At 52.4% G+C, this 20,122-nt stretch carries 15 protein-coding genes and 5 pseudogenes; 11 read left to right on the top strand and 9 right to left on the bottom strand.

The features are described 5' to 3' along the window. The 9 genes and pseudogenes from ACOTXR_RS06885 (at nucleotide 1) to ACOTXR_RS06845 (ending at nucleotide 11,047) form a co-directional block, all read left to right on the top strand. Nucleotides 1-1,983 (top strand): FUSC family protein, encoded by a 1,983-nt coding sequence (locus ACOTXR_RS06885; protein ID WP_421767007.1) that lies wholly within the window; start codon nucleotides 1-3, stop codon nucleotides 1,981-1,983. After that, nucleotides 1,976-2,191: a DUF1656 domain-containing protein gene (locus tag ACOTXR_RS06880; RefSeq protein ID WP_058690602.1), complete on the top strand. Its 216-nt coding sequence runs from the start codon at nucleotides 1,976-1,978 to the stop codon at nucleotides 2,189-2,191. The genes ACOTXR_RS06885 and ACOTXR_RS06880 overlap by 8 nt, the downstream gene beginning before the upstream one ends. Next, the gene (locus ACOTXR_RS06875) at nucleotides 2,188-3,072 is read left to right on the top strand and encodes an HlyD family secretion protein (protein ID WP_058690601.1); all 885 of its coding nucleotides are present in this window, start codon (nucleotides 2,188-2,190) and stop codon (nucleotides 3,070-3,072) included. Before ACOTXR_RS06880 ends, ACOTXR_RS06875 begins: the two co-directional genes overlap by 4 nt. A gap of 51 nt (nucleotides 3,073-3,123) precedes the next feature. Continuing rightward, a complete protein-coding gene (locus ACOTXR_RS06870; RefSeq protein WP_058690600.1) occupies nucleotides 3,124-3,561 on the top strand; it encodes a DcrB-related protein in 438 nt (145 codons plus the stop codon). Nucleotides 3,562-3,578: 17 nt separating this feature from the next. Next, nucleotides 3,579-7,408: pseudogene (locus tag ACOTXR_RS06865) on the top strand (RHS repeat-associated core domain-containing protein); the annotation flags it as partial. Nucleotides 7,409-7,901: 493 nt separating this feature from the next. Beyond that, nucleotides 7,902-8,447: an SMI1/KNR4 family protein gene (locus ACOTXR_RS06860; RefSeq protein WP_058690598.1), complete on the top strand. Its 546-nt coding sequence runs from the start codon at nucleotides 7,902-7,904 to the stop codon at nucleotides 8,445-8,447. A gap of 387 nt (nucleotides 8,448-8,834) precedes the next feature. Continuing rightward, a pseudogene (locus ACOTXR_RS06855) lies at nucleotides 8,835-9,050 on the top strand (tyrosine-type recombinase/integrase); the annotation flags it as partial. Between the two features lie 78 nt (nucleotides 9,051-9,128). Further along, nucleotides 9,129-10,346 (top strand): AAA family ATPase, encoded by a 1,218-nt coding sequence (locus tag ACOTXR_RS06850; RefSeq protein ID WP_226856269.1) that lies wholly within the window; start codon nucleotides 9,129-9,131, stop codon nucleotides 10,344-10,346. Beyond that, nucleotides 10,343-11,047 (top strand): hypothetical protein, encoded by a 705-nt coding sequence (locus ACOTXR_RS06845; protein WP_226856258.1) that lies wholly within the window; start codon nucleotides 10,343-10,345, stop codon nucleotides 11,045-11,047. The genes ACOTXR_RS06850 and ACOTXR_RS06845 overlap by 4 nt, the downstream gene beginning before the upstream one ends. A 307-nt stretch (nucleotides 11,048-11,354) precedes the next feature. Here the strand turns inward: ACOTXR_RS06845 and ACOTXR_RS06840 are convergent. The 3 genes and pseudogenes from ACOTXR_RS06840 to ACOTXR_RS06830 form a co-directional block, all read right to left on the bottom strand. After that, a pseudogene (locus ACOTXR_RS06840) lies at nucleotides 11,355-11,755 on the bottom strand (helix-turn-helix domain-containing protein). A 14-nt stretch (nucleotides 11,756-11,769) separates the two neighbouring features. Then, a pseudogene (locus ACOTXR_RS06835) lies at nucleotides 11,770-12,062 on the bottom strand (type II toxin-antitoxin system HigB family toxin). 80 nt (nucleotides 12,063-12,142) lie between these two features. Beyond that, nucleotides 12,143-12,700 carry a nucleotidyltransferase family protein gene (locus ACOTXR_RS06830; RefSeq protein ID WP_058690596.1) on the bottom strand — a complete coding sequence of 186 codons (558 nt, stop codon included), beginning with the start codon at nucleotides 12,698-12,700 and terminating at the stop codon, nucleotides 12,143-12,145. A 352-nt stretch (nucleotides 12,701-13,052) separates the two neighbouring features. On the opposite strand from ACOTXR_RS06830, the pseudogene ACOTXR_RS06825 reads away from it, so the two are divergent. Next, nucleotides 13,053-13,366 (top strand): annotated as a pseudogene (locus ACOTXR_RS06825) (IS110 family transposase); the annotation flags it as partial. A gap of 346 nt (nucleotides 13,367-13,712) precedes the next feature. After that, entirely contained in the window at nucleotides 13,713-15,407 is a 1,695-nt protein-coding gene (locus tag ACOTXR_RS06820) for a thiamine pyrophosphate-binding protein (protein WP_014882900.1), read from the top strand. Here ACOTXR_RS06820 and ACOTXR_RS06815 read toward each other — a convergent pair whose 3' ends face one another. From ACOTXR_RS06815 to ACOTXR_RS06790, 6 genes are all read right to left on the bottom strand, one after another. Then, nucleotides 15,408-16,322 carry a LysR family transcriptional regulator gene (locus tag ACOTXR_RS06815; protein ID WP_023338151.1) on the bottom strand — a complete coding sequence of 305 codons (915 nt, stop codon included), beginning with the start codon at nucleotides 16,320-16,322 and terminating at the stop codon, nucleotides 15,408-15,410. Nucleotides 16,323-16,741: 419 nt separating this feature from the next. Then, on the bottom strand, nucleotides 16,742-17,527 hold the full coding sequence (locus ACOTXR_RS06810) for a flavin monoamine oxidase family protein (RefSeq protein WP_226856260.1): 786 nt from the start codon (nucleotides 17,525-17,527) through the stop codon (nucleotides 16,742-16,744). After that, nucleotides 17,524-18,207, bottom strand: coding sequence for a cupin domain-containing protein (locus tag ACOTXR_RS06805; RefSeq protein WP_081046938.1), 684 nt, complete (start codon nucleotides 18,205-18,207; stop codon nucleotides 17,524-17,526). Before ACOTXR_RS06805 ends, ACOTXR_RS06810 begins: the two co-directional genes overlap by 4 nt. Nucleotides 18,208-18,246: 39 nt before the next feature. After that, on the bottom strand, nucleotides 18,247-18,591 hold the full coding sequence (locus tag ACOTXR_RS06800; protein ID WP_007712977.1) for a carboxymuconolactone decarboxylase family protein: 345 nt from the start codon (nucleotides 18,589-18,591) through the stop codon (nucleotides 18,247-18,249). Nucleotides 18,592-18,624: 33 nt separating this feature from the next. Next, entirely contained in the window at nucleotides 18,625-18,909 is a 285-nt protein-coding gene (locus ACOTXR_RS06795; protein WP_058690380.1) for a hypothetical protein, read from the bottom strand. Between the two features lie 205 nt (nucleotides 18,910-19,114). Continuing rightward, on the bottom strand, nucleotides 19,115-20,029 hold the full coding sequence (locus ACOTXR_RS06790; protein ID WP_045268095.1) for a LysR substrate-binding domain-containing protein: 915 nt from the start codon (nucleotides 20,027-20,029) through the stop codon (nucleotides 19,115-19,117). Between the last annotated feature and the right edge of the window lie 93 nt (nucleotides 20,030-20,122).

Below are 20,122 nucleotides of genomic sequence, written 5' to 3'. Positions count from 1 at the left end.
ATGAATAAAATCTTCTCTCATCACGTGCGTCTCCCCGCCACATTGCGAAACGATGCGGGCGCGCTGATCTACTCCGCGAAGAGTTTTGCCGCGGCGATGCTGGCTTACTACCTCGCGCTGTCGATAGGTCTCGAACGTCCTTCATGGGCCATTATTACGGTTTACATCGTATCGCAGACGTCGGTCGGGGCGTCGCTGAGCAGGAGCCTCTACCGGCTGGCCGGGACCGTGGCGGGGGCCAGCGCGACCGTTGTGATCGTGCCCATCTTCGCGAATATGCCGATCCTGTGCAGCGTGGTGCTGACGGGCTGGATCACGTTCTGCCTGTGGCTCTCCCTGCTGGAGCGCACGCCCCGGGCCTATGCCTTCGTGCTGGCCGGTTACACCGCGAGCCTGATTGGTTTTCCCGCGGTATCCGATCCGGGTGGCATTTTTAACGTTGCCCTCGTCCGCGTGCAGGAGATCGCGATTGGGATTTTCTGTGCGGGGCTGATTCACCGCTACGTGCTGCCCGCACGCGTATCAGGGCTATTCAACGCGAAATTATCCCAGACGCTACAGGCCGCGCGCGGTCGGGTGGCGGACACCCTGGCGGGTAAACCCGGCGCGGCTTCCGGCCCCCTGCATCTGGCCCTGGCGCTGCAGTTCCTGCAAGGGATAAGCCACCATGTTCCGTATGATTTTGCCCTGTCCGCTCCGGTGCGGCAGGCAAGAAAAGCGATTCACGATCGGCTGGCACGGCTCGCGATCGTCAACTGTGAACTACACGATCGCTTGCTGACGCCCGGAATTCTGCCCGCCGACATGCAGGCATTGCGGGAGGATGTTCAGGCCTGGCTTGCCGTTGAAGAGGCGGGTGCCAGCAGCGCGGCTGAGGCGTTGCGGCTCCGCTGTACGCTTCTTATCGATCGGTATGCCGCGCATGCGCTGACGATTGACGACGCGCTGCAGGTCAGTTTTATTCGCTACCTCTCAGAGGCTATCGCGCTTCTGGAGCAGTGCGAGCGTCTTTCCGGGGCTATCCACCACGCAAAACCTGCGTTTGGGGAGATGCAAACCCGCGCGGCAAAAGGCTACGTTTTCCACCGCGATCCACTTACCGCCGCCCGCACGGCGCTGGGGGCTTTCGTCATCATTCTGATTGGTTGTCTGGTCTGGATTTTCTCTGCGTGGCCGGATGGCGGTACGGCGGTCTCTATCCTTGGCGTCTGCTGCACGCTGTTTGGCAGTTTCGACACGCCGGCGCCCCACATCGTGAAATACATCATTGGCTCGTTCTGGGGCGTGGTGATTAGCCTGCTCTACAGCTTTGCGCTGCTGCCGCAGGTAAGCGATTTCCCGGTGCTTGTGGCGGTGCTTGCTCCGGCGTATCTGCTGGCCGGGTCGCTTCAGGCGCGCCCGCCAACCACGTTTATGGCGATGGGTATCACCCTGACGCTGCCCATTCTGTGCGAGCTGGGTGCGCACTACAGCGGCGACTTCGCCGTCGCGGCTAACACCGCCATTGCGCTCTTTGCAGCGACCGGCTTTGCCGTCATCAGCATGAGCCTGATGCAAACCGTGCAGGCGGACGCCGCCATCACGCGTCTGCTGAACCTCTGCCAGCGCGACATTCGCCGCAGCGTGAAAGGCACGCTGCGGGTCGACGAAACGCACTGGATCAATCTGATGATGGACCGAACCGCCCTGTTGCTGCCGCGTTTGCAGCGCAGCGAGCGTGCGCCAGAGCAGGCGCTTGAAAGGCTTTTGCACGCGCTGCGCCTGGGGCTTTCAGTCATGCATATACGCCGCAGTGACACACCGCCCGGCAGGGAGGTTGACGCGCTATTTCATCGGATAAACGCCGCGGACCGCCACGCCTTAGGCGAACGCATTACCGCCATCATCGAGCAAAACCTGCCTGCCGCAGATGAACCGACGCGCCAGTTTGTCTTCAGGCTGGTGGATTTTCACTGTGCATTACGGGGGCCAGACCATGGTTAACGATATTAATATCGGCGGCGTTTTTATTCCGGGGCTGCTGATGGCCGCCCTCGCGACGCTGGTCTGCACGCTGAGCCTCGTCGCGCTTTTCTCTCTCAGCAGGGTCTACCGGCGCTTGCCGTTTGGCCCGCTGATGGATGTTTCAATCTGGATTGTCATCTTTTACCTGCTGATGCAGGGCCTGATCGCGTTGGGGTTATTGTCATGAAATCACTGCTCTCTTTACTGGCTCGCTATGCGCTGACGTTAAGCGCCGTCGCAGCGGCCACGCTGCTGGCGTTTATGATGTGGAAACACTACGCGCAAACGCCGTGGACCCGCGACGGCCGCGTCCGGGCGGACGTGGTGCAGATTGCGCCGGACGTCTCCGGGCCCGTCATCAGCGTGGCCGTGCGGGACAACCAGTGGGTGAACCGGGGCGATGTGCTCTACGCCATCGATCCGCGCTGGCTCAGGCTGGCGGTGGCCAGCGCGCAGGCGGATGTGGAGTCGAAACGCCATGAGATGGTGATGCGCCAGGACGCGGCCCATCGCCGCACGCTGATTAAAAACGCCATTTCGAGCGAGGATGTGCAGCAAACCGGCAGCGCGGCGAACGTCGCGGCGGCCAATTATCACGGCGCGCTGGCCGCGCTGGATCTGGCAGAGCTGAATCTGGCGCACGCCACCGTGCGTTCGCCGGTCTCGGGGTACGTTACGCACCTGCGGCTTCGGCCCGGAGATTACGCGACGGCGGGGGAGACAAAGGTCACCATCGTCGATGCCCACAGCTTCTGGGTGGTGGGGTATTTTGAGGAGACTAAACTGCGCCATATTCGCGTCGGGGATGCCGCGCAGATAGTGCTGATGGGATACGATCCGGTCATCACGGGGCACGTGGAGAGCATCGGGCGTGGGATCGGGGACAGCAACGACGAAACGGGCGGGCTGGGGCTGCCCGACGTCGAACCCACCTTTAGCTGGGTGCGGCTGGCGCAGCGCGTGCCGGTGCGTATTCATATCGACAGGTTGCCGGAGGGGGTTGAGCTGGTGGCGGGGCTGTCGGCGAGCGTGGCGGTGGGGCGGAAATCTGGGGATAGTCAGCCTTAAACACATATGCGAAACTTACCGCTTCTGAAAATATGTGGTGGGACCCGCTCAATGTCAGAACCAACTTCGCAGTGCCTTTTCAGTGAAGGTCTGATCGATTTTCCTGAAGGTTATCAGGATCGTACCGTCAACGTCTTCGCGCCGCCCGCAGCGGACGCGCCAGCGTTCAACCTCTCCCGTGATGCCCTCAACGCTGGCGAAGCGCTTGCCGCGTACATCGATCGCCAGCTCGCCCTGATGGAAAAACACATCAAGGGATGGAAGCAGGGGGGACGTAGCGCCGCTACGCTGGGTGACGGCCTTTCACAGGGTGAAACCGTCCATGCCAGCTACCTGCGCGACGGCAAACGCATCTGGCAGCAGCAGGCCGTGTTTAACGTCGACGGCAATAAAATTCTGGTCTTCACCATGACCTGCACCCGCGCGCCGGGCGATGCTGACCGCGCGATGTTTGGCGATCTTCTCAGGAGCTTTCGCTTCCACCATTAACATCAGGGACCGTTGTTATGTTTGAAGCTGCACGCGTAGGTGATGATATCGGCCACTCCGGTGCGCTTGCCGGGATGATTGCCGGAACGATTGTCGGCGGCCTGATTGCCGCCGCCGGGGGCATTCTGGCGGGGGCGATGTTTATTGCCGGACTTGGCGCATCCTGCCTGGGCGTGGGCGTCCTGCTCGTCGGCGCGAGCCTGGCCGTGGGGTACTACACCGGGGAGCTGGCGACCGCCGCCCGCGACAGCATCGCGGACGCCGGGGCATCCAGTATGACGAAGAAAGGCGTCATCACTTCCGGCTCGCCCAATGTGTTTATCAACGGTAAACCCGCCGCGCTTGCCACCGATAGCACCGTCGACTGTTCTGACGACGGCTCGCAGCAGATGGCCGAAGGCTCTAAGCGAGTCTTCATTAACAGCCAGCCTGCGTCCCGCATCGGGGATCGTACCACCTGCGACGCGAAGGTGATGACCGGTTCGGACAACGTCATCATCGGCGGCGACCCGCAGCAAACCCTGCCCATTCAGTCTGAAGTCCCCGAGTGGCTGTATAAAGTCTCCGATCTTACCCTGTTGTTCGCCGGCCTGCTCGGCGGGTGGGGCGGTGCCGCTGGCAAAGTTGGGGCGCTGTCTAAGCTGCTGGGGAAAATTCCCGGTATCAATAAGCTGGCCCGTATCGCCTGCCGCGCCGGCACGCTGATGACCGGCGTTGCCGCCGCGGGGATCATCGCCCGCCCGGTGGATATCGTCAGCGGACAGAAGTTTCTCAGCGGGGATGACGAGCTGGACTTCGTCCTGCCTTCCCGTCTGCCGGTGCGCTGGCAGCGCTACTGGCGCAGCGGCAACCCTGGCGACAGCGTGCTGGGCCGCGGGTGGAGCCTGTTCTGGGAAAGCCGCCTGGAGCCGTATCAGGACGGGCTGGTGTGGCGTGCGCCGTCCGGTGATTACATCGCCTTCCCGAATGTCCCGAAAGGGATGCGCACCTACTGCGAAAGCGAAAAAAACTGGCTTGAGCACCACTCTGACGACAGCTGGTCGGTGTATGACGTCAGCGGCGAGCGCTGGCACTATGCGCCACTTAAGGATGATGCCCCGTCGCTGCTTCAGCGCATCTCTGAACCCTGCGGCAACGCTATCCTCTTCGAGTGGAATGCGAATAATACCCTGCATGCCCTGACCGACAACGCGGGCCAGCGCGTAGTCTGCCGCTACGACCGTGACAGGCTTGCCGGTGCCTGGCTGGATGACGAGATCTGCCTGGTCAGTTACGCTTATGATGAACAGCGCCAGCTGGTCTGTGTGACCGGCCGGGGCGGTAGCGTGCGCCGACGCTTCCGCTGGCAGGACGGGCTAATGAGCGCCCATGAGGACGCCAACGGCCTGCTGAGCGAATACCGCTGGCAGGAGATTGACGGCCTGCCGCGCGTGGTCGGCTTCCGCCACAGCGGCGGCGAACAGCTGACGTTCGAATACGATTTTGATAACGGCACCCGCCGTGCGACCCGCGATGACGGCGCGCAGGCGCACTGGCTGGTGGACGACGACGACAACGTTGCGCGCTTCACGGATTACGACGGTCGTCAGACGACGTTTGTTTACCGCGACGGCGAACTCAGCGACGTCATTCTCCCCGGCGGCGCGATGCGCCGCAGCACGTGGGACAAATACGGCCGCATGATCAGCGAGACGGACCCGGCGGGCCGCCGTACGGAGTATCACTGGTATCGCCTGACCGACCGCATCACCCGGACAGTGTATCCGGACGGTACCTCATCGCAGGCCATGTACGACCTTCGCGGTCGCCTGCTGTCGGAAACGGATCCGGCCGGTAACGCCACCGCGTATGACTATCCCGACGATCAAGAAAACCTGCCGGAGAGCATCACCGACGCCATTGGCGGCGTGGTGCGTCTGGTCTGGAACCACCAGGGGCTGCTGACGCAGCGCACCGATTGCTCCGGCAGCGTGACCCGCTTTACCTACGACCGATTCGGGCAGCTGATTGCCAGCGAGGATGCGGAAGGGAATATTACGCGTCGGGAATGGAGCCGTGCCGGGCTGCTGAGCGCCGTGATCCACCCGGACGGCAGCCGTGAGTCGCTGGTGTGGAATGAACGCGGCCAGCTCACGGGCTGGCGCGACCCGCTGGAAAGCGAAGTGAGCTGGGCCTATAACGCGCTCGGCCTCCCGGTCAGCCTTACCGACCGAATTGGCCGCGTGCGCCAGTGGCGCTATGACCCGCGCGGTAACCTGTTGCGACTCGATAACGGCAACGGGGCGGAATACCGCTTCACCTACGACGCCGTGGGCTGCCCGCTCAGCGAAACGCGCCCGGACGATACCGTGCGCCATATGGAATGGGACGCGCGAGGGTTCCTCTGCGCGCTCGAAGAGAACGGCCGGCCTGCCGCCGACGGCGGCATCGCCCGTCGCGTCCAGCAGTTCAGCTATGACGACAGCGGGCTGCTGATCGGGCGCACTCAGCGCCACGCGGAGTACCGTTACTTCCGCGACCTGAGCGGCCAGATTACCCGCATCCGCCGCACGCCGACGGCCGAAGGCGTTGCCCTGGGTATCGAAAGCGATGAGATTGTTTACCGGCACGATGCCAACGGGCGCGTGCTGAACGAATCCGGTATTAACGGCGCGGTGGGCTACGAATGGGATGCCCTGAGCAACCTGACCGGCCTGACGCTGCCCGGCGAGCAAAAGCTGGCCTGGCTGCACTACGGCTCCGGCCACGTCAGCGCCATCCGCTTCGGGCAGCAGCTGGTGACCGAGTTCACCCGCGACCGCCTGCATCGCGAGGTGCGCCGCACCCAGGGCGCGCGCGAGCAGTTCCGTCAGTATGACAGCCTCGGCAGACGCACCCTTCAGCGCAGTGAGCTGAGTACGGACGTGACCCTGCCGGAGAAGGCGCTCCTGGAACGCCTGTATCGCTACACCGCGCGCGGCGAGCTTTCCGGCGCCAGCGACACCCTGCGCGGTGAGGTAGATTACGGCTACGACGCCGAAGGTCGTCTGCTGAAGCACTACGAGGCCCGACAGGGGCACAGCCGCGCGCAGTTCAGCTATGACGCCGCGGATAACCTCGCCGCCAATGATGATGCGGTACCGGTCACGGATAACCGCCTGCAGCACTGGCAGGCGCTGTTTATGAAATACGACCACTGGGGCAACCTGGTCAGCCGCCGCAACGGGCTGTATGAACACCATTATGCGTATGACGCCGAGAACCGGTTGGTATCCGCCCGCGGAACCGGCCCGGAAGGGCGGTTTGAGGCGCGCTATCACTACGACGCGCTGGGCCGCCGCACGCGTAAAATCGTCACTACGACGCACGCACCACCGAAACGCGCTTCCTGTGGCAGGGCTACCGGCTGCTGCAGGAGCAGCAGGAGAGTGGGCTGTGCAACACCTATATCTACGACCCGAATGAAGCCTGGAGCCCGCTGGCGCGGGTGGATCATCTTCGTGACCAGAACAGCGGTGAGATTTACTGGTTTAACACCGATCTGAACGGCGCGCCGCTGGAAGTGACCGACGAGCGCGGCGCGGTGCGCTGGAGCGGCCAGTACGGCAGCTTTGGCGAGGTGCGCCATCAGAGCGAAGGGTTCTCACGGCTTGTGAATCGCACGGCGATGGCGCACCAGCCGCTTCGCTATGCCGGGCAGTATGCTGATGGTGAGACGAGCCTGCATTATAACCTGTTCCGCTACTACGACCCGCAGGTCGGGCGGTTTATTGTGCAGGATCCGATTGGGTTGAATGGTGGGTGGAACCTTTATCAGTATGCGCCGAATCCGCTGGGGTGGATTGATCCGTGGGGGTTAGCAGGTGTCAGGCTTCCAAGAAATAATGGCCATTGGGACGGTATACCAGGAGAAAGTAACTGGTATTCATATAATGACAAAGTCAATGCAGTTACATCGAACCAGCCTATACCTTTCAGTGAAGGAAGGCCTGATTTTTCTGCGTGGTCAAAAGGTACACTTACTTTCGAAGATGGTGTGCTGAATGGGACGGATAAAGATTTTTCAAAAGTATATAGTGCCATTGCAGAGAAAAAAGGTATTACACAGAAAGTGGCTCAGAATTTGTTAAGGGAAAAAATGCTTACCCCACATCATCTGAGTGCGAATACTATGGAGGGTGCGAATAAGTACCCTCCGCAACGAAAATGAAACTTTTAGTCAATTAAATTCAATCACTTACATAGGCGTTTTTTTGCGTTTGGTGACTTATTCGCACCTTCCCTATAATTCTTGTCCCGAGAGATCTTCATGGCAATGTGCCACATATTGGCTCCGCATCAGATATGAGAAGGAAAGGAAAATGTTGAAAAAATTAGAGCGCTTTGGAGCGAAATCGACATCATTACCATTAGATAAACTGAAAAAGAGTTTAAATACATTAGAAACATCAATAGGGCCACTTCCTGAAAGTTATCGTACCTATTTACTTCATTTTGGCGTTTCTGTTCTTTTTGATGTAAATGTTGTTTTCAAAGCATTACAACCATCTCCATGGTCTGATGAGCAAGGAAACGATACGCTTGAGTCTCTGTACGGCCTTGCAGAATCGGGTAAAGAATATACTGTGTCTGAAATGGCTGATACATACCGGAATGATTTTCGCGATCAATGGTTACCGATAGGAGCCTCGTCAGGTGATAATCAAATCTGTCTTTGCCTCAAGGGAGATATGTCGGGAGAGATTTGGTTTTGGGATCATGAGTCTGATCCGATATTCAATGATTCAACAGTAATCTCCGGGCTGACGAAGATAGCAAACTCCTTCGATGAGTTTGTTGAAATGCTTACTGTTCAGGATGATAAAATAGATGCATCAGGTGTAGTTAAAGTCGATCTTGATTTTTAATAAAGGGGTATTTGCGGTGATCCTGGCGAAGCCCATCCATTGATGTAAGGTGGGCGTAGCTGGTGTAGTAAATATTACAGCAGCAACAGCCGCTTCGCTATGCTGGAAATATATAATTTGCCTTTTAAAAATAGCAATCTATAAAAGATTGGTGCGGGTACTATCTTCGGTTCCTCTTAGGATACTAGCCATCTTAATGAACGCCAGACTTCCGATAAAACCTGTCAGGAGCAAAACGGTGCAAGATAAGGAGAACTGATGAGTAATGTTAAAAATCTTATTGCTGTTTGTATTATCTGCTATGAAAAAATGATGTCTTCACCATCGGAATAGGGTTAGAAATCATGATAAAAAATTTTTATCATTATCGGACGATTCGACGAAGATGAATTACCCGGAGGGCAACTTACCAACGTGTTACGCCACACATTCGCCAGCCACTTTACAATGAATGGAGGTAATATTCTTATCTTGCAGAGAGTGCTCGGCCATACCGATATCAAAATGACGATGCGATATGCTCACTTCGCACCAGAACATTTAGAAGAGGCGGTAAACTTCAATCCGGTGGATTATGTCAACTCAACCTTAAAAAAAACTTAAACTTTATAAATGCTCGGGGCTTAAAATTATAATCGGAATTTTTTAAGATATTTCAAGACATATGGTGGCAATAACTACATACCTTTATCAAGTGGAAGTAATTTTTGTGGATTAATTGGAAATAATGGTATTGGGAAAAGCTCTGTTCTGGAATCTCTTGATTCTTTCTTTAATGGAAAAAGCTGGAATTTAAACACTGGTTTCAAAAAGGCATCCACAGGAACAATTTCTCCAAATATTGTTCCTGTCTTTATGATTAAAAAAGAAGATATTCCAGAACGTCACCATGAGGCTGCGCATTGGCTAACTCAACTGTCACTCAACTTTGATGAGCGTAGTAGCGGAGTTCCAATGACACCAACTACAAGGCCACCAATTGTTTCGTTTATGGATCACATTAAAAAAATCAGAAGAAACAATGACATTGACAATTATTTTCTACTTCCTATAGGCTGTGACAATTCTGGCATAGTCAATCTGTCAATACTTAATTGTAAGCTTCTTACCGAAATCATTAACCCTCCGGCAGAGGAAATTGAAAATAACAGATTATCCACATCTTCATTAATTAATCGTTTTCAGGGCTTTCTTTCTTACTTAAGGGATAAGTATGAGTACATTTACATACCAAAAGATATTGATCCTGAAACTTTCACTAAGCTTGAAACAAACGAAATACAAAAATTAATGGGGGAAAGTTTAGAAGAAATTATCAGAGAAAAAATCCCTAATGAAACCATAACAAAAATAAATGGCGAGTTGAATGCTTTCATCACTCAAATCGAGAGTGAACTTGAGGTGTATAGCTATAGAACTTCAGGAGATCGTCAGCAAAACCTGAAGAGAAGAGATATTTATAAGCTTATTATTGACGCTTACTTCAGAATTAGGAAGCTGAATAAAAGAGATTCTAGTACTTGGATTGAAATTAGTTCATTAAGTTCAGGTGAGAAACAAAAAGCAATCATTGATATTGCCCATGGCTTTCTTACAAATCATCGTGAAAACGGAGATCATTTATTAATTGCGATTGACGAACCCGAATGTTCACTTCATATGTCAGCATGTTTCGAACAATTTGAAAATTTATATAATATTAGTAGGAACTGCTGCCAGTTGATATTTACCACACATTGGTATGGATATCTTCCAACTGTTGAGAATGGATGTTCAACTTCAATCATAAAGGAAAATCAAACACATCACTTTACTTTATATGATTTAGCTGGATATCGTGAAGAAATAAAGAAAAAAACAAGGAATCTGGTAATAAAATACCCTATGATATTAGGTTGAAAAGCACAAATGATCTTATTCAATCTATAATATCTAGCACCTTAGCAGAAGAACCATATAATTGGTTGATTTGTGAGGGCTCAACCGAAAAGCTTTATCTTGGATATTATTTGCGTGAATTGGTTGAGAAAAAGAAATTGAGAATTGTCCCTGCCGGAGGAGCTAAAGAAGTAAAAAAAATATTCCAACTTTTAGAGGCCAGCCATGATGATCTTCGCAAAGATATAAATGGAAAAGTGTTTTTATTATCTGATACTGACCGTGAATTGGTCCATTATCAAGTTAATAATATTGAAAAAATTAAATGTAAACGTATCATTAACGATCCGGTTACCAGCGCTACAACTCTCGTTGATATAAATTCAAACAAAGTATCACCCCCAACGGAAATTGAAAACTGCCTGAATGGCTTTATTTTTTTACGCACATTAACTGTTTTTATGCACAAATATCCAGAATTTGAATATCTTGATGATATTGTAGCTGGAAAAACAACAGATGATATGAATTTAAATTCATTTTACACTATGGATTTACGCCCTCGTGAAGAAGCAATTTTAGACAAATTTTTTAATACAGAAGGTATCAAATACGAATTTGCCAAGAGATATACTCGCCTTGTTAATTATTTTGTTGAGAAAAAAGGAAAAGTCACGCCTACCCCATCTTGGATTGAAGAGATAAAGCACTTCTTTGAATAAATAACTTCCCCCTTATGATCTCGTAAAGGGGGAAGTGCACTCTTCATTAATTTTTTGCAGTAGAACCTGGTAGTACATTTTAGGGTTATGGCAATAGAAGTGGTGAATGACGGGTAATTAATGGCATAAAATGTCATTCTATATCAGTGTGTAAATAACGCAAGGTATTGATTTTCGGTTGTTTATGAAGAAACTCTAAATCGCTTTAAAAGTGTTTGAGGGAAGTGTTTGAAGGCAGTGATGTGCCGCTACAATTACCGTAAGGTTTTAACCTCGATATCGCTAGCTTGGCTGCTTCACTTTTTTCTTAATATAGAAAAATATCACCCTCATCAATTCCCATAAACGCATTCACCGTCACGCAAAAACGCTTCGCCAGCTCGCGCATATGATCCAGCGTTAACGTGCGCTGTCCGTTGAGGTTCCGACTCACCAGAGACTTCTTGCCAATCTCGCTCTCAGCAGCGCAACGCCAGATGGAATGCTGGCAACGTGCGCGTTAAATTCTGCAAACTCCTATGACTCGTTTTCGCATTTATAGATTTTCACAGTGAGCATATCTACCAGCGGGCTATCGGGGTCATGCTCAATCAGATACTCCACCAACACCAGAGCATTCTCGTAATCTTGTCGCGACGGACTTGACCCCAGGAAAGGGAGCGCGTTTGTCAGATCATTTGCCGCTTTGATGGCTGCTGCATAATTCATTCTTTCGTTCTCCGCTAGAGGTCCGTAAGCTTGTCATACTCTGCGTGTGTGCTGATGTGTTTGATGACGATATTTCCCCGTTCAAAATCAACAAAAACATTATCCGTAAAGGGCCTGCCACTTATATCGATGACCTGCCAGTTTTCCCGATACTTTATCCTGTCCAGGTTGGAGAAGCGCTTTCGCATATAGTCTGGTGTCGGTAGTGCTCCATTTTTAGTACCCGATAAAGATCGTTTGCGGCGACTGCTTGATTTGGAAATTGTCTGGTGGCCAGAGTACAAACACTGAATGAGGTGACTGTGATAGATATGTCCGCTTTGTGCCAGTAGCGGACTGTCAATCATACAATCGAACCGCAAGAAACGAGATATGTGTATATTGTGGTTATAAGGAAACGATGAGCTGTAACCTGGGATAACGTTCCAACCATTGCTTTGCAGTGACTCGTTGTTTAAAAGAGTCCAGCTTTTCACGTTCAAATGCAGGAGTCGGTCGTAAACGCAGTTCAAATAAGTCAGAAAGTCCATAAGGTGCGGCGATATCGAGACCTTCCTTCCCCAATCTGACAGCTACGGCCGTAGCTGTTTCAGGCCAGTGCAGTAGAGCATTTCCCGTTGAGGTATAGGGATGATCACCATTACGTTGATGCATTCTGGCTTGATTCTTCACCGACCAGTCTAACGAAGGTAATTGTTGCCTAAGCCTGTCTTCCAGGTAGCGATCATGGTCTGGGTTGCAGTACTCACAGTCAAACCAGACGACATCTACATCACCAGAAACAGGACTTAACCCATACCCATGTAAGTGATCCCAAACAGCGTCTCGTACAAATCCCGCTCCAATCCAACCATCATTGAGTTCCAGTTCTCGAACTGCATATAGGATCTTCATTCTTACAGGGTCATCTGACAATATTTTCTGCAATGACGTTTGGTATTTCATTCGTACCCCTGTTGGAAACAGTAATTCACTGCGGGAAATATTATCAGCATTCTCATGTCCATGTCCGCTCCTCGCTCACAGCAGACCTTTGGCCCAGTGAGCTTGTCCGCTTTGTGCCAGATATAGTCATTCACACCCTGAGATTTACACTATTAAGTGATTCAGGGTATGCGCGTATTGGTTAGGAATATTGTGCCAGAATCATGTGATTTGATGATTGCCGCTTTGCTTTCGAGCCAGTAAGTGCTCCACGTTCGCTAACGAATACTCAGGGCATGCAGAAAAACTGCTGACTATATTTCTTTCGAAGAGCGTGGAATGCATACCAATCCCCGATAAAAAGGAGTTGGTGATGACTGCGAAAGATCAGTTTGCTGCTCATGTTGGTTTGGACTGGGCGGATAAAAAACAATATACCTGCGTTCAGTTTAAAAACGGTGATCGCATATTTCATATGATTGAACATACGCCTGAGACACTTGATATCTGGCTCAATGAGTTACACCAGAGAGCGAAAGGCAGGATTGCTATTGCCGTTGAGCTGAAGAAAGGCCCGGTGGTGTATGCACTCCAGAAGTACCCATTTGTCACTGTTTTCCAGTACACGCTTTGTCACTGGCCCGCTACCGACATGCTTTCTGGCCCAGTGGTGCGAAAAATGATCCGCCGGCATTGGCTTATAACAAACCAAGACCAAACCAGCTATAAAGCCAATTCTTGAGTTTTAAAAACAAGAACTATACACATTCCTATACACATTAGATCTCTGTTAGGGCAATTTCTGGCCCCGCTTGCCATCTGCTAACTCATCTATCTACCGTATCTTTCAGTTCACAGGGCAAGCGGGAAAATAACGCTGGTTGTGCCTAGTGAGTACCAGTAACAGCAACCATACCTTTTTTGGTATAAGCCACTACTTTTATAGCATTTGATACGGAAGTCAGCCTGTCATTAACATTGCTCCACACGACAAAAGGGTTAATGAACTAACTGAATGAACAGGTGAATTAAAATGTCCAATACATTAACAAAAGTACAGGATGCAAACGCTCGCCGTGGTGGTGATGTACTATTAGAAGTTCTTGAAAGTGAAGGAGTTGAATACATTTTCGGCAACCCGGGCACCACGGAATTACCGTTAATGGATGCACTTTTACGCCGCCCTAAAGTGTCCTATATTCTGGCTCTCCAGGAGGCTAGTGCCGTAGCAATGGCTGACGGTTATGCCCAGGCATCCGGCAAGCCTGGTTTCCTCAACCTCCACACGGCGGGCGGCTTGGGTCACGGCATGGGCGCTTTACTTAATGCGGCCTGCTCTCAAACTCCTTTAGTGGTCACGGCTGGCCAGCAGGATACGCGGCACTTTATGACCGATCCCCTGCTGCTTGGCGATCTGTGTAATATCGCAAAACCTGCCGTTAAATGGGCGCGTGAAGTGACCAGCGCGGATCAGCTTCCCGTGTTGCTGCGTCGTGCATTTCATGATGCCGACGCCGCCCCGAAAGGCGCGGCCTTCCTGTCGCTGCCAATGGATGTAATGGAGGAATTGAGCACTGTTAACATCGGCTCTCCGTCTAATATCGAACATAAATCTGTTGCGAGTTCTCTGCCTCTGCTAGCTGAAAAACTCGCGGCGTTTGCCCCTGGTAAAGTGGCAATCATTGCAGGCGACGAGATCAGCCAGTCCCAGGCGGCTAAACAGGTTGTCGATCTAGCTGAAATGCTCGCGGCTGACGTGTACGGCTCAACGTGGCCTAGCCGTATTCCATACCCTACCGCCCATCCACTATGGCGTGGGAACCTCACGACGAAAGCAACGGAACTTAATAAGGCGCTCTCCGGATATGATGCGATCTTTGCGCTGGGTGGAAAATCCCTTATCACTATCCTGTATTCAGAAGGTGACGCGGTGCCAGCATCCTGTCAGGTGTTCCAACTATCCGCCGATTCTGGCGATCTGGGGCGCACTTACGTTAGTGAATTGTCTGTTGTGGGTGATATTGCGCTTTCTCTCGATGCGCTGTTACCTCACCTGCACAAAACCACCGCGGATCGTCGCTCTGATTACCTGCGCCGTTTTGATGAGGCCAAGGCAAAATTTAACGCTGACAAAGCGAATCATGAGGAGCTGGTTAACGAACAATACAACGCAGCTGTAATCACTCCGGTAGTGGCTGCGTTCGAGGCTGCGCGTGCAATCGGGCCAGATGTGGCGATCGTGGATGAAGCTATTTCGACGTCGGGGGGCTTACGTAAAGCACTGAACAGTCCTAAAGCCGATCAATATGCTTTCATGCGTGGCGGCGGTCTGGGCTGGGGCATGCCTGCAGCGGTTGGTTACTCCCTGGGATTAGGTAAAGCTCCGGTGGTGTGTTTTGTCGGCGATGGGGCTGCCATGTACTCCCCACAGGCGCTGTGGACAGCTGCGCATGAGAAATTACCCGTCACGTTTATCGTGATGAATAATACTGAATATAACGTTCTTAAAAACTTCATGCGCTCGCAGGATGAATACACTTCAGCCCAGACAGATCGGTTCATCGCTATGGATTTAATCGCACCTGCCATTAATTACCAGGCTCTGGGCGCTTCGATGGGGCTGGAAACCTGCAAAATTCATCGCGCCTGTGATATAGCTCCTGCAGTCGAAGCCGCGATTGCCAGCGGCAAGCCCGGGTTGATTGAAATCATGATCAGCAAAGGTTAATTACTCTCCAGCCTGTGCTGTGTTCAGTTCGTCACGGATTTCGCGGCACAGGCTTAAAAACCGCTTTAGGCTCGGGTTTTTGTTTCTCGCATTCCACATTAAAACATTCTGTACCGTATTTGCTCCTGCGAGTTCTTTGTAAACCACTCCTCGTATTTGCGCATGCTGCATACTTGCCGGAATAAGCGCTACCCCAAATCCGTTAGCCACGAAATTAACGATCGTCTGCTGGCTTGATACCTCTAATCCGATATGAGGGCTAAAACCCGCTTTCTGACACTGGCTTAGAATAGTGTCGTACAGCATGGGTGCCATAGCTCGAGGCACGGTAATAAACTGATCGTCCCCCAAGCAAGCCAGGTTTAACGCTTCGTTATCAGCGAAATGGTGGTTGGCCGGTAAAGCTGCTATTAATGGCTCCTGCAAAATCACAAGAGAATTAATATCTGACGTGGTGGGCTCTCCAAATGAGATTGCCGCATCAATGCTCCCATCCTGTAAGGCGCTAATTAAGTCCGTTGGCACCAGCTCTTTAAATAGCAACTTAACGTCGGGGTAACTGGCTTTGTGTCGCATGGCGACCTGCGGTACCACGCTGTAGGACGCGTACATAGTCGCCGCAAGCTTCAAAAATCCCTGTTGTCCATCCGCTACTGCTCGCACGTTATTACAGGCCTGTTGCATAAGGGCCAAGATTGCGTGAGCGTCTGTTAAAAATTGTTCACCGGCAATTGTCAGCCTCACGCCTTTCGCATCCCGGGTAAAAAGTTTCGCCCCTACGTTGCTTTCAAGCTGTGCGATCTGCCTGCTCAAGGGAGGCTGTGAAATGCTCAGCCTCTCCGCCGCACGACCAATGTTCCCCACTTCTGCCACAGTACAAAAGCTTATTAATTGATTAAAAGTCGGTTTCATCATGTAGTTTTCTTAAATGAAAATCATCCTCTCATGGTAAATCATTAATTTCTTATGTGAAGATGACTCATCTACCCTGTCTTCCTCAATTTTCTATATAAGCAGAAAAGTACCGTTCTTCTTGGGATAACGGGATAACCTCAAAATAAAACAATATTATCAATTACTTATAAAACTGAGTTTATCCCAGTTATCCCAAAAAAGGCAGTTTATCCCAAGCTTTTTAACGCGCCGCTCACTTTTTTGAATATTAATTAAGCAGCGCAGTTGTAATCTGATGCTGTTTTGGTGCGTTAGTAGTTGCCGCCTCGCAGATCGTCAGGAAACGGCCGTAGCGGCGATCTGGCGGCGTAACAAATCCCTGTAGCCTTCATATACTTTATGTTCGGCATTGTGCAGCTTATAGTGCGCTTTTTGCCTGGCTAACTTGATGGCGCGTTCTTCCATAGATGCGCTCTTAACGGCCGGCGCTGTTTCTCGCTCTTTCTAAACGTTGAACGTACCATTGGCCCCACGCGGCTTCCTGCATTCCCTGAAAGCTGCCGCTCATGCAATATGTCTGTTTTATATACAGCGACATATTTTGCATGGGGAGCCATCCATGTCGGGATTTTCCGCCAGTTTGACAGTACCTGTTCCGGCATCGCCGGTCTGAAATCTATTTTAGCTGCCAGGGCAGGAGGCAAAGCGAGGAAGACATGCTCACCGGAAAATACGGCTTTTTTACTGCCTTCGGACCGGGTATGGATCTGCACTTCCTTGCCAGCCCGGGAAACCGCCACCACCTGATGGCCGGTTTTAATCTTCTCAGCCGGGATCTGACTTTTAAGTGCCGCCGTCAGCGCCTGCATTCCTCCCTTAAGCCTGAAAGACGCCGGGGAGCTCTCCCATGCCGGGTAGCGTTCGGGGGGCGAATCCAGCTGGCGTTCGTAGAGCATGTCACCCGGACGGCCGTGCGACATTACCGGAAGATTAAGCCGCTCGATCAGTTGCGCGAAGTCCGGTTGAATATCAGGCCAGACCCACGCTGCTCCCATATCTACATGAATGCCAGCGGAGGTGCCCGCCAGTTCCAGGCCAGACAGCACGCGCCCGCCCGTTCTGTCACGAGCCTCAAGGATCACATAATCAACACCCGCTTTTTCAAGCAGCGTGGCGGCATAAAGGCCGCTTATGCCCGCACCAATGATAACAGCGCTCTGCTTCATAATGTCGCTCCGGTCAGGGTTGTCGGGCTGAGATGTCCCGTTTTCAGATAAAAAAGTGCGCCAGAGGCGGTGGCCATAAGAGCAGGCATATCACCCGGTGGAAACCGCAGCCAGCTTCCTGCCCCATAGCAACCTTCCGGCGCATGGAGTTCCCCCTGCAGAAGAAGGATCTCTGCTCCGCCAACAAGCGGTGCACAGAAGATCCGCTCGCCCGGAGCAAGCTTCTGAAGCTGAACGGTTTCTGAAGCACCGGAGAATAAAGGGCAGACTTGTCTTTGCGGCTGACCGTGCCAGTTAGCTGCCTCCTGCGTATTTATCCTAACCGGCTGGCGCTCATCGGCAGACATCTGGCGCAGCTTGACGAAAATGGTTGTGCCGTCGCGACTTGAGGGCTGGTGAGAAGAACCGTCCGGGCTGCGCAGATACCAGCCGGCAGGATAGTCGACCCCGTTTTCGGTAAAAATACCGTCGAGCACCAGAATCTCTTCTCCGCCGGGATGGCTGTGTGCGGGAAATTTGGATCCGGGCGCATACCTGACAAGGCTGGTTGCGCGGGCCTGCTCGCGACCAATCCGGTCAAGCATCACGCGCTCAACGCCGGGCTGGGGAGAAGGTATCCACTGATAATCATCCGGGGTGACGATCGCACGCTGCGAAAAATCAGAATTCAGTAACATCATAGTCAGTGATTAGACGGCCCACAGGGGGCCGTCTAAGGCCTATTTGTTCGGCAGATTATCGTACACATCCAGAGCACGCGCGGTGTACGTCAACGCTGCGCCGGTATTCAGGTTAATGGCAACGGCCAGCGCTTCGGCGATCTCTTCGCGCGTGGCACCGTGCTTGACCGCAGCGTCCACGTGTACGGCCAGGCAACCGTCGCAGCGGGTGGTGACGGCCACCGCCAGGGCAATCAGTTCATGGGTTTTGGGATCGAGGTGCTTGTTTTCTGACGCCCCCTTATCCATTTGCTGAAAGCCTTTCATAAACTCTGGCTGCAGTTTGGCAAATTTGCCGATGGTGGCAAGCAGGCCACTGCGATATTCATTCCAGTTCAAGAACATTGAAAACTCCGGTTGTTGTTTGTTTCAGAAAAGTCATTTCATGACGTCGAAAATACGCACGTCAGGCGCACTGTTTAAAAAAGGTTTTAATCCGGCTACGACATCCTGCGTGAACAGCGGGCTGTTAAGGTAAGCCTCCGCCTGTGCCACGGTATTAAAACCGTGTAGCACCTGGACGTCCTCGTCGCGGACAAGCAGTTCTTTAGAGGTGGCACCCTCGATGGTGGTCAGAAACGGGGTTTTGTATTTCTGGTATACCCCTGCGGCTGCCGCACGGTTTTCATTACTGATATCCAGGGTGATTTGCAGATAAGCCATCGTTCTCTCCTTCGCTCAGGGTTGACGTAATACGCCCGTTTAACAAACGGTCTGTATTACCTTTCGTTGAGGACGATTATCAGAAAGCCAGACAGCTTCAACAACTCAGATAAACTTGCGGAGTAGAAAAGAAATTCTATGTCGTTGAAGAAGCATTACGCGCCCGTAGTGATTGCCGGGGCAGCGTAATGCCTGAGGGGAAAGTTTATGAACGGTCCGAGACAACATCCTGAAGGAGCCAGTCATGGAAAACTTTTACTTCATCCCGCATGACTTTTTGCTGCGGGGTGACGAGATAATAGGACCATTTGAGCGGCCAGCGATGGTTGGGGTGTAGCTGGACCAGTTGCCCGGTTTCGATGAGCTGCTTCACCAGCGCGTATCGCACGATAGCTACGCCCCTGCCACTCAGCGTCGCCAGAATCACAGCTGAAGTGGAATTAATATGCAGCCCGCTTTCCAGCGCTTCGGGGGCACCGACCGTTCTCAGGACATCATCCCATGATGGAAAATCCGCGCCTGGATGCGGCGTGTCATCGTGAATGAGTTTTTGCGTGGCGAGCCATTCACTGCAGGCCATTTTCCCGGGTGGCACCAGGTGCGGGCTGCAGATCAGCACGGCTTCCTCATCCATCAGCCAGGTTTTATTCACGCCGGGCCAGTCGCCCTGTCCACAGCGAATACCGATATCCGCCTCGCCGTGCGACACGTCCATTAGCTTTTCCGTCACGTTAAGCCGCAAATCGATATTCTCATGCGATTCCGCAAACCGGTTCAGGCGGTCCATCAGCCAGTTCATCATCAGTACCTGAGAAGCCGTCACCACCACCACCGAGCGCGACCGGCGGCCGCGAAGCTTGTTTAATCCGGTTTCCAGTTTGTCGAGTCCCTGCGTGATGTCCTGCAGTGCCTCCTGCGCTTCGTCGACCAGCGTCAGCCGCTCTTTTCCTGAACGGGTGCGGTGAAGAAGCGGGTGTCCGACCCAGTCTTCCAGAGAGCGCACCAGTTGGCCTACTGCGGCGGGCGTAACGCCAAGTTCCTGAGCCGCGCCGGTAAAGCTGCCGTGCCTGGCGGTGGCTTCAAAAGCGTGCAGCCATTTAAGTCGGTTTAGCGATCGCATTGTGGTCATCCTGATTCATAATTTTCCTCAGTATACGCCAGCGAGAAAGATTTTCTTTCCTGAGTCGCAATTTCTTCTCAGTCGTCAATCAGG

The organism is Enterobacter cloacae complex sp. IR53030 (assembly GCF_049238365.1).
Classification (GTDB): domain Bacteria; phylum Pseudomonadota; class Gammaproteobacteria; order Enterobacterales; family Enterobacteriaceae; genus Enterobacter; species Enterobacter kobei.
The sequence above is the reverse complement of the archived record's forward strand: the minus strand, read 5'-3'. Positions and strand labels throughout refer to the sequence as shown.

Bases quoted from the DNA above. Each gene is read 5' to 3' on its own strand.
- ACOTXR_RS06885 (WP_421767007.1), top strand. From the start codon at position 1: ATGAATAAAATCTTCTCTCATCACGTGCGTCTCCCCGCCACATTGCGA.
- ACOTXR_RS06790 (WP_045268095.1), bottom strand. From the start codon at position 20,029: ATGCGATCGCTAAACCGACTTAAATGGCTGCACGCTTTTGAAGCCACC.
- ACOTXR_RS06805 (WP_081046938.1), bottom strand. From the start codon at position 18,207: ATGATGTTACTGAATTCTGATTTTTCGCAGCGTGCGATCGTCACCCCG.
- ACOTXR_RS06820 (WP_014882900.1), top strand. From the start codon at position 13,713: ATGTCCAATACATTAACAAAAGTACAGGATGCAAACGCTCGCCGTGGT.
- ACOTXR_RS06810 (WP_226856260.1), bottom strand. From the start codon at position 17,527: ATGAAGCAGAGCGCTGTTATCATTGGTGCGGGCATAAGCGGCCTTTAT.
- ACOTXR_RS06880 (WP_058690602.1), top strand. From the start codon at position 1,976: ATGGTTAACGATATTAATATCGGCGGCGTTTTTATTCCGGGGCTGCTG.
- ACOTXR_RS06860 (WP_058690598.1), top strand. From the start codon at position 7,902: ATGTTGAAAAAATTAGAGCGCTTTGGAGCGAAATCGACATCATTACCA.
- ACOTXR_RS06795 (WP_058690380.1), bottom strand. From the start codon at position 18,909: ATGGCTTATCTGCAAATCACCCTGGATATCAGTAATGAAAACCGTGCG.
- ACOTXR_RS06815 (WP_023338151.1), bottom strand. From the start codon at position 16,322: ATGATGAAACCGACTTTTAATCAATTAATAAGCTTTTGTACTGTGGCA.
- ACOTXR_RS06830 (WP_058690596.1), bottom strand. From the start codon at position 12,700: ATGAAATACCAAACGTCATTGCAGAAAATATTGTCAGATGACCCTGTA.
- ACOTXR_RS06870 (WP_058690600.1), top strand. From the start codon at position 3,124: ATGTCAGAACCAACTTCGCAGTGCCTTTTCAGTGAAGGTCTGATCGAT.
- ACOTXR_RS06875 (WP_058690601.1), top strand. From the start codon at position 2,188: ATGAAATCACTGCTCTCTTTACTGGCTCGCTATGCGCTGACGTTAAGC.
- ACOTXR_RS06800 (WP_007712977.1), bottom strand. From the start codon at position 18,591: ATGTTCTTGAACTGGAATGAATATCGCAGTGGCCTGCTTGCCACCATC.